Genomic DNA, 16,919 nt, shown 5'->3' with positions numbered 1-16,919 from the left:
AATAATAGGGTAATTTAGATGAATCCACTGAACCAATGTACATGCACGCAGCAAGACTTACAGAAAGTCGGTATTCCTGCAAGAAAAAGATTAGCGTTATGTAGTTGTAATGTTTGATTCATCATTGGTCTTTTTTGATTTTGGTGCAAAGATAATAACTTATTGCATATTTTCAAAATAAATATGCAATAAATGAAGCGAAAGAATTATTCGGAATGAAATAGATTGTTGTAAAAAGTAGTATTGTTTCCAATTCTACCACTGTCTTCAATTTGGGCACTATCCCGTATTTTGTGTAAATAGCCACTGTTCATCATTTGGAGACTCTCTTAATTATATAAATAGAAACCACAGAATTCCTCTTGTAGTTTTCTGTTTACGTAAAATGATGGATAGTCCTTGAAATTGCTATCTGTCTCTTCCTTATAAATGTTCCCAGTTCGCAAGAACCTCTTTTAGCTTCTGTGGCTTGTATCCAAGCATTGTTCGTGCTTTATCGATACTCATTCCGCTAAAACGGGGACGGGGAGTGGTTTCATTCATTTCCTCTGTCGTGACAGGATGGATAAGAGAGTGATCCAGTCCCATATAATCTGCTACCTGATAAGCAATCTCCGCAATGCTCATGCACTCAACGCCACAAATGTGAAAGATACCGTTCGTTGGATGTGCTATCAAACGCTGTACACCATCCGATACGTCTCCAACATAAGTCGGTGTCCGCCATTGATCGGATACGACACGGATTTCTTGTCCGGCTTTCAAACGGTTCATTACCAACTGGACGATATTACCGTGTTGTCCCGGCAGCGCTCTGCCATAAACGATTGCTACACGGACAATAGCATAACTGCTGCAAGTTTCTGCCACTTTCTCTTCTCCTTTCCACTTGGTATATCCGTAATAGTTGACGGGAGCGGGGATGTCTTCTTCTGTGTACAACGGTCCGGCATCTTCATTTATCTTTTCATCGAAAACAAACATCTTTCCATCGAAAACAAAGTCCGTCGATAGATGAATGAACCGGCTTTTATATTCTTCGCAAAAAACAGCCAGTTGGCTCACTGCGGTCACATTGGTAAGATAAGCCTCTTCATGATGCGTCTCGCAATAATCCGGCACGGACAGGGCGGAACAATTAATGACCACATCAGGCTGAACCTCCTCAAAAAGACACTTAATGTCCGCTTCATTCCGTATATCTGTTTCAATGAAACGATATTTCCCTACATCATTCGGAGAAATATCCGGATGCAGAGAGCACCCCGTTACCTTATATTGTGCATGAACAGACAAATCATTCAATATTTGGCGTCCGGTGAATCCATTGGCGCCGATAATCAATATCTTCTTCATTAGGTTCTATTTATATATAGTGTTATAGATATCAAGGCGCCATATCCGGACTTTTTGATGATACAATCATTGCGGAGACACGACTTTTTTGCACATATTTCTACAAAAATAGAAAATAATATCCATTGCGCAAATAGATTTCGTACTTCCCATCTTACTTTGCTCCCGATAACGAGATTTATATGAATGGATAAAAGAAAAGAAGTATGGAAAAAGTAATTATGGGAACACGTTTGCCCGCTAAGCTTTGGTTGAATGAAGTAGAAGACTCTTGTATGTCGCAGATTATGGATTTAACTTCACTTCCTTTTGCGTTTAAACATATTGCCATCATGCCTGATGCCCATGCGGGAAAAGGAATGCCAATTGGCGGTGTGTTGGCTACGAAGGGTGTGATTGTTCCCAATGCTGTGGGAGTGGATATCGGTTGTGGAATGTGTGCGATTAAGACCAATCGAAAAGCGGAAGATTTTAGTTATACGGATTTGACTTCCATCATGTCGAAGATTCGTGCGGCCATTCCCTTGGGATTCGATCATCATACTAAAAAGCAAGATCAGGAGTTACTTCCACAAGGATTCGACCTTGAGGAGATGCCTATATTGAAGAATCAGTACGAGGCTTGTTTGAAGCAGATAGGAACCTTGGGAGGAGGAAACCACTTTATTGAGATTCAGAAAGATACCGAAACGTCTGATGTGTGGGTGATGATTCACTCCGGAAGCCGTAACATTGGTTTGAAGGTTGCCAATCACTATAATAAGATTGCGCAATATTGGAATGAGAAATGGTATTCTGAAATGGTATCGGGACTGGCTTACCTGCCAATGGAGACGCAGATGGCAAAGGATTATTTCCGTGAAATGAACTACTGTGTGGCCTTTGCCTTTGCTAACCGTCAGTTGATGATGACCCGTATTTGTGAAGCCATCCAGGCTGTGAAACCTGAAACGGACTTTGAGCCTATGATTAATATTGCCCACAACTATGCAGCCTGGGAGAACCATTTCGATCAGGATGTGATTGTGCACCGAAAAGGAGCTACGCGTGCCTATGAAGGTGAGATTGGTATTATCCCCGGATCTATGGGTACTAAATCCTATATCGTTGAAGGACTGGGTAATCCGGAGAGCTTCAAAAGCTGTTCGCATGGTGCCGGCCGATTGATGGGACGAAAGGATGCCTGTCGCCGTTTGTCACTGGATGAAGAGAAAGAGCGAATGAACCAGCAAGGAATCATTCACGGACTCCGTTCGCAGGATGAACTGGATGAAGCGTCGGGAGCTTATAAAGATATTGCGCAAGTGATAGCGAATGAGCGGGATTTGGTGAAGCCGTTGGTGGAACTTGCTCCAATGGCAGTTATTAAAGGGTGATTGACAGATGTACCAAGAAGAGGAAAGCAAAGGCAATTTGGAGTATAGGCATAAAAAAAGGAGCAACGCCTTGCTCCAACCTTTGTTAACCTTAAATCTAATACTATGAAAAACACATTGCAAAGATACGGACTATTGCGAAACTAGCAAATAATCCAAGAAAAAAAGTATGTTTTATAACATTGATTAAGAATTTGTATTCTCGAATCTATTTTTATTAAGAGATTTGACTGATCACAGACAAGAGTAAAGCCTCCATTATCGTACTATTTCTTTTAGTAGCCTTAATGAGTGGCAACATACCACGCTGTTTCGTTCTTTTTCAAAGCAGCTGCACTAGTGCTTGGATCAGAAATAGTGATACCGGAGAAAGTATTGATTTTTTTTCGTTCTCCATAATAGGAGGATATTGCTGTAAAATAATACTCCGTATTCCTTTTATATGGAACTGTGCGTTTCAGTTGTTCGTTGAATTGCTCCAATAAATCAGGATCGGAGCATAGCTTTGCAACATAATCACCACAATCAAAGAATATGGAAGGTTTATATCCGTCTAAACTCTGCAAAGAAGAAATTAATTCTTCGTTAAACGTATAACGTTGATTTATTTCTTTCATAATGGCCGCCAGATTATCTATTTCCGAGCAATCTGTGACACTGATTGTTCCGCAGGGAGTGACATAATTTGAATAAAAAGAATAGAAACCATCACAAATCTTTTCATAATCTATGTTTCCGATTAAGTACTGGCCAATCTTGTCGTATGGCATGCCATAAGCCATGATTTCACTTGTGGATGCTATCAAGTGACTTGTTACGTTTTTGAGATCATAAGCAACCTCTACTGTCGACATATAGCAGTCGTCGAAAAGGATATACTCCATCTTCAATCCTGCGCTCGATATTCCTTCGGCAAGTGTAGTAATATCCGTCTGATACTTGGATTCTCTGCCTCCGAAGAGACGTGTCATAGGTGCATTTCCATATTCCCAATGTTTTTTGACTGTTTGCAGGCTACTACGTGATTGCGTTTTTGATACGGGGATCCATCCCATCCCGTGGCATCCGATAATCATTGCATATCGTTTGGCGGGAGAGTAGGTCTGTACATCATTCAGGATAGAAGTGATACCCTCGGCCGTTGTATAGCTGGGAGTCGGATAATTATAGCTTTTTAAAGCCTTCTGCACAGCTGCGCCTTTTTCGTAAGAAAGCTCATAGAGAGTGGCTTTTGTAGCCGTTGTGCACATAAATACGAGAACCCGTTCGTTTTTCAATATGTTCTGTCCGATAATACTTTTCAGATCAGCAATATTCTGATAGAAAAAGGAAGTCAGGTCAGTCGACCAGGGCAGATACATAAATACAGTTTGTTCATTATCCGAACGAACCACCGGGTCGGTAGGATCAGGATCTGTCGGATCAGTGTTGTCCGTCTGCCTTGTGCCCGGAGATGTAGAAACCGGATCTTCTTTCTCACACGAAATCATGCCGAAAGAAAGAAATAATACGAAGAGGATTGATTTCATCAGACGATAATATTGTTGCATTGTTTCCATTATTCTACTTAGGATTAAATTTTCTTTTTATATATAACGTAAAAAGAGAACTTTTTGATTTGCTTTACCGGGACATAATTGATACATCTCTCTTTGCAAAGTTACTGAAAAATAGCGTAATTCCAACACCGTCATTCATAAGAAAGAACAACTGTCCGGGAAATGGTATCTTAGGAAGTTAAAGAGGAAAGCTTACGTATGGACATAAAAAAAGGAGCAACGCTTTGCTCCAACCTTTGTTAACCTTAAATCTAATACTATGAAAAACACATTGCAAAGATACGGACTATTGGGAAATTAGCAAATAATCCAAGCAAAAAAGTATGTTTCATAACATAGATTAAGAATTGGATATTTCAATTCAAATTTTATTAAGACTTTTTTGTTGCTTTATCGTTCTTCAATCCTTTTAGATTTCATTTCTAGTTAGGTACTCTGAAATCATTCGGAGAGCAACCGGTAACTTTCTTGAATAGTCGGCTGAAATACTGCGGATTCTGGAAACCCAGTTCTTGTGTTATCTGATTAACTGTTTTATCAGTATTCAGCAACCAGTCTTTGGCAATCTCGAAACGTTTGAACTCGATGTATTCTTTAAAAGATTTCCCCGTTTCGTGCTTCAGCAAGTCGTTGAAATATTCAGGAGATAAATGAAGCATGTTAGCGCAATACTCATTTGAAAGCACATCGACAGCCGGTACCAGCTTCGTTTCGAAATGGTTATTTATCATTTTATCAAATTGTTTGATAATCGTTTTATTCACTTCGTTACGTGTAATGAATTGGCGTTCGTAGAAACGGACACAGTAATCTAGCAATAGCTCTATATATTTGGAAACTATTTTTTTGCTGTGGCGATCAATGCAACGTTCGAGTTCTTGCTTGATCTTGTCCATAAACTCCAGAATGATCTGTTTCTCGCGCAATGATATATGCAGTGCCTCTTCAGGCTGATAAGAGAAGAAAGTATAGTTATCTATATTAAGTCCGAGCGGAGTGCCACAAATCAGATCGGGATGAAAAGCCAATATCCATCCTTTAGAGGGAAATCTCTTATTTTTTTCTTTCATACTGATAGACTCTCCGGGAGCCAGGCAGATCAAAGTACCGTCCGAGAAATCATAATACTGGTGACCATACACATAGGCCTCACATTTACACTCACTCAATAGAATCGTATAAAAGTCGAACTTGATGTCCGTATGAGGCGACAAGTCAGCCTTTGAGAGATCAATGACACTCACCAGCGGATGTAGTGTTTTGTTTCCCAGACAACAATTGCATTGATGCACGGTCCCTATTTTGAGTACTTTATCTCCCATGATGTTGAGACTCCTGTAGCTAAAAAATGCTTAGTTTCTTTGTTTATATTCGTTCGGGGTGCAACCGACATGCTTTTTAAACAATCGGCTGAAGTGCTGTGGATATTGAAATCCCAGTTCATAAGCCACTTGGCTGACAGTTTGAACACCTTCCAGTATTCTTTCTTTTGCCAGTTCGATAATCCGGCACTGGATATATTCCTGTGCAGTTTTTCCTGTTTCCTTCTTTATCAAGTCTCCGAAATAATTAGGAGAGAGACATGCCTTGTCTGCAAAATATTTCACGGATGGCAGTCCTTCGGTTATTGCCACCTGATTCTGGAAGTATTCGTCCAGCAATTGCTCGAATTTTACGATAATATCTTTGTTCGCCTGATTACGTGTGATAAACTGCCGTTCGTAGAAACGCATACAGTAATCCAGCAGCAGTTCGATGTTTCGCACGATGAGTTGCTTGCTGTGTTTGTCGATAGGATGTTCCAGCTCGATCCTGATTTTATGTATGCAATCAGTTACGATTTCTCTTTCCTGGTCTGAAAGATGCAATGCTTCATTTACCTCGTAAGAGAAAAAAGTATAGTTTTTGATATGCTGTCCTAATGAAGTTCCGCGGATTAAATCGGGATGAAACAAAACGCCGATTGACTTGGTGCGGGGAGCAGGCCTGTTGCGGTTGTCTATTCCGCTCACTTGTCCCGGTGCCATACAAACAACCGTTCCTTCCTGATAATCGTAATTCTTACGTCCATAAGTGAGGTCGCCACATTTTGCATCCTTCAGGAACAAGCAGTAGAATCCGATATTCATACGGATATATTCAACTGACCTGGTGGCTTTTGAGAAGTCGATTACATTCACCAAAGGGTGCAATGTTTCCAGTCCAAACAATTGGTCATACTGATCGACGGTTTCAATTTTTGTTATTTCATCCATATGCTTCTGTTATTAATCTGATACAAAGATAAAACATTTGAAGGTATCTTTTTAATTTCATTCAGCAAATCAGTAATATGGGTATAAGAATCAGTAATCTGTATACTACATAAACTTTCGGGCAGAAAAATAAATGGCAATGATTGCTGGAAGTAAATGATGGAATTGATATATTTGTTCCGGAGAATATAAAAAACAGGTTTTATGAAAGCATTATTTATTGGAGGTACAGGTACGATCAGTACAGATGTAGTGGCATTGGCGCAACAAAAAGGGTGGGAGATTACTCTCCTAAATCGTGGTTCGAAAAAGATGCCGGAGGGAATTCACAGTATCATTGCGGATATTAATGATGAAGAAGCTGTGGCAAAAGCCATCGTGTCCGAACATTACGATGTGGTTGCACAGTTCATCGGCTATACGGCAGAAGACGTGAAGCGTGATATCCGCCTGTTCCAGAATAAAACGCGGCAATATATCTTTATCAGCAGTGCCTCTGCCTACCAAAAGCCATTGGCCGATTACCGCATAACCGAAAGCACCCCTTTGGTCAATCCCTATTGGCAGTATTCCCGTAACAAGATAGAAGCGGAAGAAGTGCTGATGGCAGCCTATCGCACAAACGGTTTCCCCGTTACAATCGTCCGTCCCAGCCATACCTACAACGGAACAAAACCTCCCGTATCTGTACATGGAGATAAGGGAAACTGGCAGATCCTAAAACGAATCCTTGAAGGTAAACCTGTTATTATCCCCGGCGACGGTTCTTCTTTGTGGACATTGACTCACTCTAAAGATTTTGCCAAAGGTTATGTAGGACTGATGGCGAACCCTCATGCCATTGGGAACGCTTTTCATATCACTACCGATGAAAGCATGACCTGGAATCAGATTTATCAAACCATTGCCGACGCGTTGGGTAAACCTCTGAATGCATTACACGTAGCCTCCGATTTCCTTGCCAAGCATAGCGATCATTATGATTTCAGAGGTGAACTGTTAGGAGATAAAGCAGCTACGGTAGTCTTTGATAACTCGAAGATAAAGCGGTTGGTTCCTGATTTTATATGCAATACTTCCATGGCAGACGGATTACGACAAGCCGTACACTATATGCTTTCCCATCCGGAATCACAAATACCCGATCCGGAATTTGATTCATGGTGTGATCGTATTGCCAACGCAATAAGTGCGGCAGATAAGGCCTTCGAGCTTTCCTAATTCTGTGCCGAACTTACTTGATTTAATTCCGGACTGTCTGATCTAATCTATAGGACTACTTGGTTTTATTTCAGACTTCCGGGGTTTTATATTGAAGTACCTTATTTAATAAGGCGCGTTTCGTCCTTGTTGCACTTCGATTCGTATTCCGAAATTACCATTTGCTGATTTCAGTTCGAATGCTCCCCGGAAATTATTTCTTTCCCAAGGCATAGCGCTGCGGTTAGGCACTCGCCAGCCATCCTTATCATAATCTCCGTAGGTATTGATTCTCATTCCGTTTTTCAGTTTGAAAGACCCCATCTGCATAAACTGTGGAGAAGAAGACAGTCCCCAACCATATCCGTAGCCAAAGCCAGAAAAGCCGGAGAAAGAAGACGAAGAAAAAGAATCAGTGAATCCTTGCGAATAAGTAACATCTGTATTTAAACGAAAGAGCTGATTATAATCTTTCGTCATATTAGGCATCTCTAAATTAAACTTGGGAAGTTCGGGAGTTGCTACATTCATTAGCCCCATATCCAGCAGAAAGCCACCAAACTCTTTAATATTGGTGGATGGAGCATGACGAATACTATCGGAAGGAATTTCCGACTGTGCGGATGCAAAACCGACCGATAATATCAGCGAAAGAAATAGAATCAGTTTTTTCATCTTCGTAAAGGTTGATTTACCACAAAGATAGAGATTTTCAACCTGACTATTTGCTTCCGTTATGTTTTCTTAGAAAAAAAACTATCTTTTCAGTTATTTACGATTAGGCGATTTACAATGTACGATTGAGGTTACTATCCTCAATCATACGATCGTAAATCGTCTAATCAGTTCATTCTTTTGATGCTTTCCATGTTTGGGCATATTCTTCCAACACACACTTGATACTTTGTCCGATTTTCACATAATCGGCCTCATTCAAATTAGCCAGTGACACACGCACACTCCATTTCGGTCCGGCAAAGCCACCGCCATTCAACAGCACGAGTGAAGTTTCGTTTGCCAGACGGAAAACCACATCCAGCGGATTGTATGTCTTTTGCAGATAAGCAACGAAGTCATCTCCGTAGAATTTCTTCGCCCATACCAGCATATCAATCTCCGAATAATATCCGGCACGCAGCGGATCCTCTACCAGTGTGAACCCCGTGTTATCCCACAACGCATGCAGGCGTCGATGAATAATTTCCTGCATCTTGGTTTTATAACTGTCTTCTTTATCCAGAAGCGAGAAGATGGCAAACAAACTCATCTGCATTTGTTGAGGCAGAGAAAGCCCTGCGGTATGATTCAGCGCAATCTGCCGGCTGTCAGCCACCATGCGGTCGATAAATTTCATTTTTTCCGGTTGCAGGCTAAGACTGGAATAACGTTTGTTCAATATTGATTTCTGCTCCTCCGACAGGCGGGCAATCATTTTGTCGTAGATGTTGTCTTCGTGTAAAGCAATCACTGCGGTTCTCCATCCCGTAGCTCCGAAATATTTGGAGAACGAATAAACGCAAAGCGTATTGTGTGGCAATTCTGCCATCAATGAACGGAAATGAGGGATAAACGTTCCATACACATCATCCGTAATAATCATCAGGTTCGGATTGTCATTCTTCACAATGTTGATGATACGTTCGGTAGTCTCCCTGCTAAGTGCGTAACTGGGCGGATTACTTGGATTGGTGATAAATAATGCTTTGATCCGCGGATCTTTCAACTTGTCTATATCTTCATCCTTATACTGCCAGGTGTGCAATCCGTCAGGAGTCATCTGGTCGGCGGAAATTTCGGTAACGTCAAACTGATAGCGTCGCAATTCCGGGATTTCTATATAAGGAGTGAACACGGGAATCATCAAAGCAATGGCATCTCCCTGATTCAACAGGAAATTCTCTTGCAAAGAATCGAACAGATAACACATGGCTGCCGTACCTCCTTCGGTGGCGAAAAGGTCAAAAGTCCCTTTCGGCGGACGGCGGTCACACATCTCTTGTGCCAAGTAATCCTGCACGATTAACTCTGTAAAATGTAAAATACGGTCGGGCACAGGATACTGGTCGCCGATGACCGATTCCGCCCATTCGTGAATCAGCGTATCCGGATCGGCAGCATGCTCCATCAACATATAATTGTAGCCCTCTTTCAGCAGATTAGCCCCCGGAGCTTTTTCATTCTCTTTCAGGAAAGCCTCGAAACGGGCAGCTATTCCAGCCTTTTGCGGAATACCTGCTATTCCTTCTTCCAGTGAAAACGCATGGCGACATTCGCAAAGTCCGAATTGTCCCAACAGAAAAAATGCTTCGCGTGGTTCGGTAGCAATCCAGTTCGGATTACCTCTTCCCGCATTCAGCATGGTATGTGCTATTTTCTTAATGCTTTCGTCTGCCATATCGATCAGTTTGTTTTTCAGCTCGAACGGGCTGATCGTTTCCATTTTCTTGGCATAACTTTTCGTAATGGCAGGGTTATTTGTTTTCTTTTCCATAATGATATTTATTTATATAGTTTTACATAAGCAACACGATGACGACTCCCCAGATAATCAGTAGCGTATTGCCGACTGCATACGTCACTGTATACCCTAATGCGGGTGTATCACTTTCCACTGCATCCTGAATAGCTCCCAGTGCCGCTGTTGTGGTACGTGCTCCTGCCGTGCATCCCAATGAAAGGGCAGGGTGGAATTTGAACAGGTATCTCGCCATCAGCAATCCTGCGAGAAGAGGGATGGCAGTTGCCAGTGCACCGACAATAAACAGACTGACTCCGACTTCCTTGAATCCGGCTATAAAACTGGGGCCTGCAGCAATGCCGACCACTGCGATAAACATATTCAGCCCTACATTATTCAATACCCATAAAGAGGGTTCGGGGATACCTCCGAAAGTAGGATGCTTGCTGCGTAACCAACCGAACAGAAGTCCGGCAATCAATGCGCCGCCACTGGTAGAAAGACTGATAGGAACACCTCCCAGATGGATAGCCAGTGCACCGAAAAGACCACCGAGCAAAATGCCCAGCCCGACGAAAATCATATCCGTCTGATTGGTCGGACGGTCAATGTAACCCATTTGTTTGGCAGCGTCTTCCACTTCATGTTTAAGACCGGTGAGCTCGAGAATATCTCCCGAATCCACAACTGTTTTGGATAATACCGGAACATTGATTCCGGCACGCTTGATGTTACGGATACTGACTCCGTGCATAAATTTCTGTGCCCGGATTTTGGCTACCGTTTCGCCGGCAAACGTCCGGTGAGTCACCATTACGGGAAGAGTTTCCGCCGGAAAATCCAATAATTGTGCGTCGATCACTTCCGGACCGATCCAGTCTTCTTCTCCGATTACAAACTCACGGCGTCCGCTTAGTACCACTTCGTCATTTTTGCGAAGAATCAGGTTCGGATCAACATCTTTCACCACTCCTCTTTGACGAATCCGTTCTACAAACAGCCGTTTATCATTCTTACATAAATATGTTTCGAGTTCACTGACTTTCTTTCCTTTGCCGAACCATTCATTGGTGATTTTATAGGCACGGAATACCACCGGACGAAGAGCCGGGGAAAATCCGGGTTCATCAGCTTCCGATGTTCCCATTTGAGCCTCCAGTTCTTTGCAGTCGGCTTTCACCTTATCCAGTCCGCCCAGCATTTTAGGGCCGAGAGAAGCCAGAATCCATGCAGAACCGGCTGTACCGAAGATATAAGTTACAGCGTAAGCTACCGGAATCGCATTGATGAATGTTGCTTTTTGTGCATCGCTGATTCCCAATTGGTTGATTGTATCGCTTGCCACGCCGATCACGGCGGATATGGTCTGTGAGCCTGCCAAAAGTCCGGCAGCTTCCCCTACATGGTATCCCATGATTTTGGCGAGTATCCACGGTGCCACCAGGCTGACAATACACATCAGTACAGCGAATCCCACCTGTGGCAGCCCATCCTTTTTCAATCCGCGGAAAAACTGTGGACCTACCTTATAGCCGACGGCAAACAGGAAAAGCAGAAAGAACACAGCTTTCATCGGGCCATCCACAGTGATATTCAGTTGCCCGACCAACACGCCGACCAGCAGAACACTGGTGACTGTCCCTAATGAGAATTTCCCTATTTTGAGTCTGCCCAGCCAGAATCCGGCAAAGAGCGTCAGGAAAATAGCAAGTTCAGGGTGTACCCTTAGTTGATTAATAATCCATTCCATAATTAAGTTGTTGTTTTAGGTTATGTCATTTACAACAGTTATTGCGTGAAAAGAGTTTATAGTGTTTATGATAAATAGATATATAAATATCCGATGAACTTTAAATTTCTCTATTTCGCTTTTTTGTTATACTTTTGTTCTTTCAAAAATAAAACTAATCATATTCTGTATGAAATCAGACATAGAAATTGCTCGCAGCATTGAGCTGAAGAAGATTAAGCAAGTTGCCGAAGGTGTCGGAATTCCTCGTGAGGAAGTGGAGAATTATGGCCGCTACATCGCAAAGATCCCTGAACAACTGATTGATGAAGAGAAAGTGAAGAAAAGCAATCTCATCCTGGTCACTGCTATCACGGCAACCAAAGCGGGCATTGGCAAAACTACCGTATCTATCGGTCTTGCTTTGGGACTGAATAAAATTGGAAAGAATGCGATTGTCGCTCTTCGTGAACCGTCTCTCGGTCCTTGTTTCGGAATGAAGGGAGGAGCGGCCGGTGGAGGATATGCACAAGTGCTTCCGATGGATAAGATTAACCTTCATTTCACAGGGGATTTTCACGCCATCACCTCTGCTCATAACATGATTTCGGCTTTGCTCGACAATTATCTCTATCAGAACCAGGCAAAAGGTTTCGGATTGAAAGAAATTCTTTGGCGGAGAGTGCTTGATGTGAACGACCGTTCGTTGCGCAGCATCGTTGTCGGTCTTGGACCTAAATCTAACGGGATTACCCAAGAGTCCGGTTTCGATATTACTCCTGCTTCGGAAATTATGGCGATTCTTTGTCTTTCCAAAGATGTGAGTGATTTGCGTCGTCGTATCGAAAACATCCTGTTGGGCTTCACTTATGATGACCAGCCTTTTACCGTAAAAGATCTGGGAGTGGCAGGAGCTATCACTGTGTTGCTGAAAGATGCCATCCATCCTAATCTGGTGCAGACTACGGAAGGAACCGCTGCTTTTGTACACGGCGGTCCGTTCGCTAATATTGCGCATGGTTGTAACTCTATTCTGGCCACTAAATTGGCAATGTCTTTCGGCGATTATGTAATCACAGAAGCCGGATTCGGTGCTGATCTTGGTGCAGAGAAGTTCTACAATATCAAGTGCCGCAAGAGTGGACTCCAACCGCGTCTCACGGTGATTGTCGCTACGGCACAAGGATTGAAGATGCACGGAGGTGTCAGTCTCGACCGTATCAAAGAACCGAATATGGAAGGACTGAAAGAAGGATTGCGTAATCTGGACAAACATGTTCGTAATCTTCGTTCATTCGGTCAGACGGTTATTGTAGCTTTCAATAAGTTTGCGTCCGACACCGATGAAGAAATGGAATTGCTGCGTGAGCATTGCGAACAGTTGGGAGTCGGTTTTGCTATCAACAATGCGTTCAGTGAAGGAGGAGAGGGGGCAGTAGACATGGCCCGCCTGGTGGTAGATACAATCGAAAATAATCCGTCCGAACCTTTGCGTTATACATATAAGGAAGAAGATAATATACAGCAGAAGATTGAAAAGGTGGCTACTAATATTTACGGAGCCAGCGTTATTACTTACAGCAGTATTGCACGCAACCGTATCAAACTGATCGAGAAAATGGGCATCACTCATTACCCGGTTTGTATTGCTAAAACACAGTATTCATTCTCTGCCGATCCTAAGATTTATGGCGCGGTGAACAATTTCGAGTTCCATATTAAAGATATTGTAATCAATAACGGAGCTGAAATGATTGTAGCCATTGCCGGAGAAATTCTTCGTATGCCGGGATTGCCTAAAGAACCGCAAGCATTGCATATCGATATTGTGGATGGAGAAATAGAAGGATTGAGCTGATATACACTTAAATATACATTTAAAGAACGCTTGCTCTGGCGCTATGCCGATAAAAATAAATCCCCGTCTTTCCCTATAAAATGAATGTGGAAAGACGGGGATGACTGTATATAGAGTCCAGTGTGCTTCTCTTTTCTCTTCTTGCACACTGTACGGTTGAATTCGTACTTGTTGTGGGTGATATATGACATCATATATTTCTTTTATAGTAACAAAAACGAAATTCCGGAAAGATAGTTCGAACGGGACCGTTAATAAATAAAAAAAGACCTGCTCCTTTCGTAAAGAGCAGACCTTAAATGGGAATTAAGCTAATAACAGTTTACAATTACTAGCTTTAAATTTGTGTTTTAGTAAGCGAAAAGAGGATATTTTTTCATTGTCTCATTGACGCGTGCACGTACTTGTGCAATAACTTCCTCATTTTCTACGTTAGACAATACAGTCTCGATCATTTCTGCAATTTCGAGCATCAAGTCTTCTTTTGCACCACGAGTTGTGATAGCAGGAGTACCCAAACGGATACCGGAAGTCTGGAAAGCCGAACGGCTGTCGAACGGAACCATGTTCTTGTTAACGGTAATATCAGCAGAAACCAATGCTTTTTCTGCCACTTTACCTGTCAAATCAGGATATTTGCTACGCAGGTCGACCAACATAGAGTGATTGTCTGTACCACCGGAAACGATGGTAAAGCCACGGTCGATCAAAGCCTGTGCAAGTACGGCAGCATTTTTCTGTACTTGTTTAGCATATTCCTTAAATTCAGGTTGCAGGATTTCGCCGAAAGCAACTGCTTTAGCAGCAATTACATGTTCCAACGGTCCGCCTTGGATACCCGGGAAAACGGCAGAATCCAGTAATTGAGACATCATTTTGATCTCACCTTTCGGAGTTTTCTTACCCCATGGATTGGGGAAATCCTTACCCATCATGATGACACCACCACGAGGTCCGCGAAGTGTTTTATGTGTAGTAGAAGTGACGATATGTGCATATTTAACCGGATTTTCGAGCACTCCGGCAGCGATCAGACCGGCAGGATGAGCCATGTCGATCATCAGGATAGCGCCTACTTTGTCAGCGATTTCACGCATACGTTTGTAATCCCATTCACGAGAGTATGCAGAACCACCACCGATAATCATTTTTGGTTTTTCACGAAGAGCGACTTCTTCCATCTGGTCGTAATCAACGCGTCCTGTTTCCTGATTCAGGTTATATTCGCAAGGAGTATAGATGATACCGGAAGTGTTCACTAATGAACCGTGAGACAGGTGTCCGCCGTGTGCCAGATTTAATCCCATGAATTTGTCGCCCGGATTCAGAACAGCAAGGAAAACAGCAGCATTAGCTTGTGCTCCCGAGTGTGGCTGTACGTTTGCCCATTCAGCGCCGAAAATTTCTTTCAGGCGGTCGATAGCGATTTGTTCGCTTTGGTCTACTACTTCGCAACCTCCGTAGTAACGTTTGCCGGGATAACCTTCTGCGTACTTGTTAGTCAGGCAAGAACCCATTGCCTGCATTACTTGGTCACTCACAAAGTTTTCTGATGCAATCAGCTCGATTCCTTTCAACTGACGTTGATGCTCTTTTTCGATGATGTCGAAAATGATGTCGTCTCTTTTCATTCTTTTATAAGTAAGATTAAATTTCTAATTCGAGATACCTATTTTAAGCGCACAAAGTTAATGAAAATAAATAAAGAATGAAGGAACAGTAAGAAAAATGTTAGTAAAAAGCGGGATTTAATGATATTTTATTCTTAAAGAATGAATCCCAGTGAAAAACTTAACGCGCTGTCACGGCGACGGAAAATAATGTTGCTCACACCCGTACTGCCGTCGGAGTTGATATTGTCATAAATGATAGACTTGGAGATGTTTCCTATACCTTGTTCGTAGCGGAAATCGAAGAAGATACGTGAGATGTTGACACCTACGCCAATCACTGCGCTGACATTGAACGGATACAACTTTTCGTGAATACCCTTTTGGTCGAAATTCTTAAAAGTGATTTCATTGTGCTTTCCCCATAGGTAGCGAAGCTTGGGACCTGCGAAGATAGACATTCCGTAAGGTCCTTTTTTCACTACGTTATATCCATATAGAACGGGAAAATCGACACTGTGCAACACCGATTGCACCGAAGCGTAATCAGGCTCGATGGCAGGATGCTGGGAACCGAGTTTGTCGAAAGTAATCTCACATTTGCTTACATTATACGACACTTCAGGCTGAATGAAATGTTTTTTCATATTGATGCGCATGAAGAGAGCACCGAAATAACCAATCTTATAGTTATTCTGCACCTCATCGATAGTTACATCTTTAATTTTCAGTTCAGACACCATGAACATGGAAGAGTTGAAGCCCGCTTTGATACCGATATTTATTTTTTTTGTGTTGGGACGGTCTACTCTGTCTGCGTTATAATTCTGTCCGACAACCGGGCTGCCGGCTGCAACTAATAAACCTAAAAAAATGAATTTACGCAGCATATCCATGACAGTATCGTTCCTTTTATGATTTTTTCTTTTCTACACTCCAACCGAACTTACCGATTTTCTCTCCCAAATTGTAATATCCTCCGTGCACATATACCAGCGGATTAGCTTCCGCCAGTTCCAGCTTTCCGGTTTCGGGGTTCAGGTTCCGTTCATCGGCACGCACATTTACTACGTCGGCAATAAACATATCATGTGAGCCAAGAGAGATGATTTCTTTTACACGACATTCAATGCAAAGGGGTGATTCTTCAATCAGCGGTGCACTGACCACCGTACACTGTCCGGGTGTCAGTTTCATCTCTTCGAATTTATGATAATCACGTCCCGAACGAACTCCGCACCAGTCGGTGGCAAAAGCCATGTCTTTGGTTGTCAGGTTGATGACAAACTCCATGTTCTTTTTGATAATATCGTATGAGTGGCGTTCCGGACGTACGGATATATAACACATGGGCGGGTTCGTGCAAATCGTACCCGTCCATGCTACTGTGAACATATTATATTCGCTTTCCTCTTTTCCGCAACTGACTAGTACAGCCGGCAGCGGATAAATCATCGTTCCTGGTTTCCAGTCCTGTTTCATAGTTGTCATTTTTTTCACCACAGATTACACAGATTA

Annotated in this window: 13 protein-coding genes; 3 read left to right on the top strand and 10 right to left on the bottom strand. The window is 42.5% G+C overall.

Annotated features, from left to right (window positions below):
* Positions 1-423: 423 nt before the first annotated feature.
* The gene (locus LPH68_RS01275; RefSeq protein WP_009039529.1) at positions 424-1,356 is read right to left on the bottom strand and encodes an SDR family oxidoreductase; all 933 of its coding nucleotides are present in this window, start codon (positions 1,354-1,356) and stop codon (positions 424-426) included.
* A gap of 206 nt (positions 1,357-1,562) precedes the next feature.
* Between LPH68_RS01275 and LPH68_RS01270 the strand changes: the two genes are divergently transcribed.
* Positions 1,563-2,732: an RtcB family protein gene (locus LPH68_RS01270; RefSeq protein WP_151923357.1), complete on the top strand. Its 1,170-nt coding sequence runs from the start codon at positions 1,563-1,565 to the stop codon at positions 2,730-2,732.
* Positions 2,733-3,016: 284 nt separating this feature from the next.
* On the opposite strand, the gene LPH68_RS01265 is transcribed toward LPH68_RS01270, so the two are convergent.
* From LPH68_RS01265 to LPH68_RS01255, 3 genes are all read right to left on the bottom strand, one after another.
* Positions 3,017-4,291, bottom strand: coding sequence for a clostripain-related cysteine peptidase (locus LPH68_RS01265; protein WP_151923359.1), 1,275 nt, complete (start codon positions 4,289-4,291; stop codon positions 3,017-3,019).
* A gap of 422 nt (positions 4,292-4,713) precedes the next feature.
* The gene (locus LPH68_RS01260; RefSeq protein ID WP_151923360.1) at positions 4,714-5,613 is read right to left on the bottom strand and encodes an AraC family transcriptional regulator; all 900 of its coding nucleotides are present in this window, start codon (positions 5,611-5,613) and stop codon (positions 4,714-4,716) included.
* A 30-nt stretch (positions 5,614-5,643) separates the two neighbouring features.
* On the bottom strand, positions 5,644-6,546 hold the full coding sequence (locus LPH68_RS01255) for an AraC family transcriptional regulator (RefSeq protein WP_008022585.1): 903 nt from the start codon (positions 6,544-6,546) through the stop codon (positions 5,644-5,646).
* Between the two features lie 204 nt (positions 6,547-6,750).
* Here LPH68_RS01255 and LPH68_RS01250 point away from each other — a divergent pair, with 204 nt between their 5' ends.
* On the top strand, positions 6,751-7,767 hold the full coding sequence (locus LPH68_RS01250; RefSeq protein ID WP_008022584.1) for an SDR family oxidoreductase: 1,017 nt from the start codon (positions 6,751-6,753) through the stop codon (positions 7,765-7,767).
* 105 nt (positions 7,768-7,872) lie between these two features.
* On the opposite strand, the gene LPH68_RS01245 is transcribed toward LPH68_RS01250, so the two are convergent.
* The 3 genes from LPH68_RS01245 to aspT all read right to left on the bottom strand — a co-directional run bounded on the left by LPH68_RS01245 (position 7,873) and on the right by aspT (position 11,954).
* On the bottom strand, positions 7,873-8,421 hold the full coding sequence (locus LPH68_RS01245; RefSeq protein ID WP_009039533.1) for a hypothetical protein: 549 nt from the start codon (positions 8,419-8,421) through the stop codon (positions 7,873-7,875).
* A gap of 172 nt (positions 8,422-8,593) precedes the next feature.
* Entirely contained in the window at positions 8,594-10,237 is a 1,644-nt protein-coding gene (aspD, locus tag LPH68_RS01240; RefSeq protein WP_009039534.1) for an aspartate 4-decarboxylase, read from the bottom strand.
* Between the two features lie 22 nt (positions 10,238-10,259).
* Positions 10,260-11,954, bottom strand: coding sequence for an aspartate-alanine antiporter (aspT, locus tag LPH68_RS01235; RefSeq protein WP_009039535.1), 1,695 nt, complete (start codon positions 11,952-11,954; stop codon positions 10,260-10,262).
* A 169-nt stretch (positions 11,955-12,123) separates the two neighbouring features.
* Here aspT and LPH68_RS01230 point away from each other — a divergent pair, with 169 nt between their 5' ends.
* Positions 12,124-13,791, top strand: a complete 1,668-nt coding sequence (locus LPH68_RS01230) for a formate--tetrahydrofolate ligase (protein ID WP_008640016.1) — start codon at positions 12,124-12,126, stop codon at positions 13,789-13,791.
* A gap of 350 nt (positions 13,792-14,141) precedes the next feature.
* Here the strand turns inward: LPH68_RS01230 and glyA are convergent, their stop codons facing one another.
* The 3 genes from glyA to LPH68_RS01215 form a co-directional block, all read right to left on the bottom strand.
* Complete coding sequence (gene glyA / locus LPH68_RS01225; RefSeq protein ID WP_004303451.1) at positions 14,142-15,422, bottom strand: serine hydroxymethyltransferase; 1,281 nt, start codon at positions 15,420-15,422, stop codon at positions 14,142-14,144.
* Between the two features lie 134 nt (positions 15,423-15,556).
* The gene (locus tag LPH68_RS01220; protein WP_008019436.1) at positions 15,557-16,297 is read right to left on the bottom strand and encodes a porin family protein; all 741 of its coding nucleotides are present in this window, start codon (positions 16,295-16,297) and stop codon (positions 15,557-15,559) included.
* Positions 16,298-16,313: 16 nt separating this feature from the next.
* Positions 16,314-16,883: a flavin reductase family protein gene (locus tag LPH68_RS01215; protein WP_004303449.1), complete on the bottom strand. Its 570-nt coding sequence runs from the start codon at positions 16,881-16,883 to the stop codon at positions 16,314-16,316.
* Positions 16,884-16,919 lie beyond the last annotated feature (36 nt).

The organism is Bacteroides sp. 1_1_30 (assembly GCF_020982715.1).
In the GTDB taxonomy this organism is placed as follows: Bacteria; Bacteroidota; Bacteroidia; order Bacteroidales; family Bacteroidaceae; genus Bacteroides; species Bacteroides xylanisolvens.
Note: the sequence above shows the minus strand (reverse complement) of the source record. Positions and strands in the feature narration are given on the sequence as shown.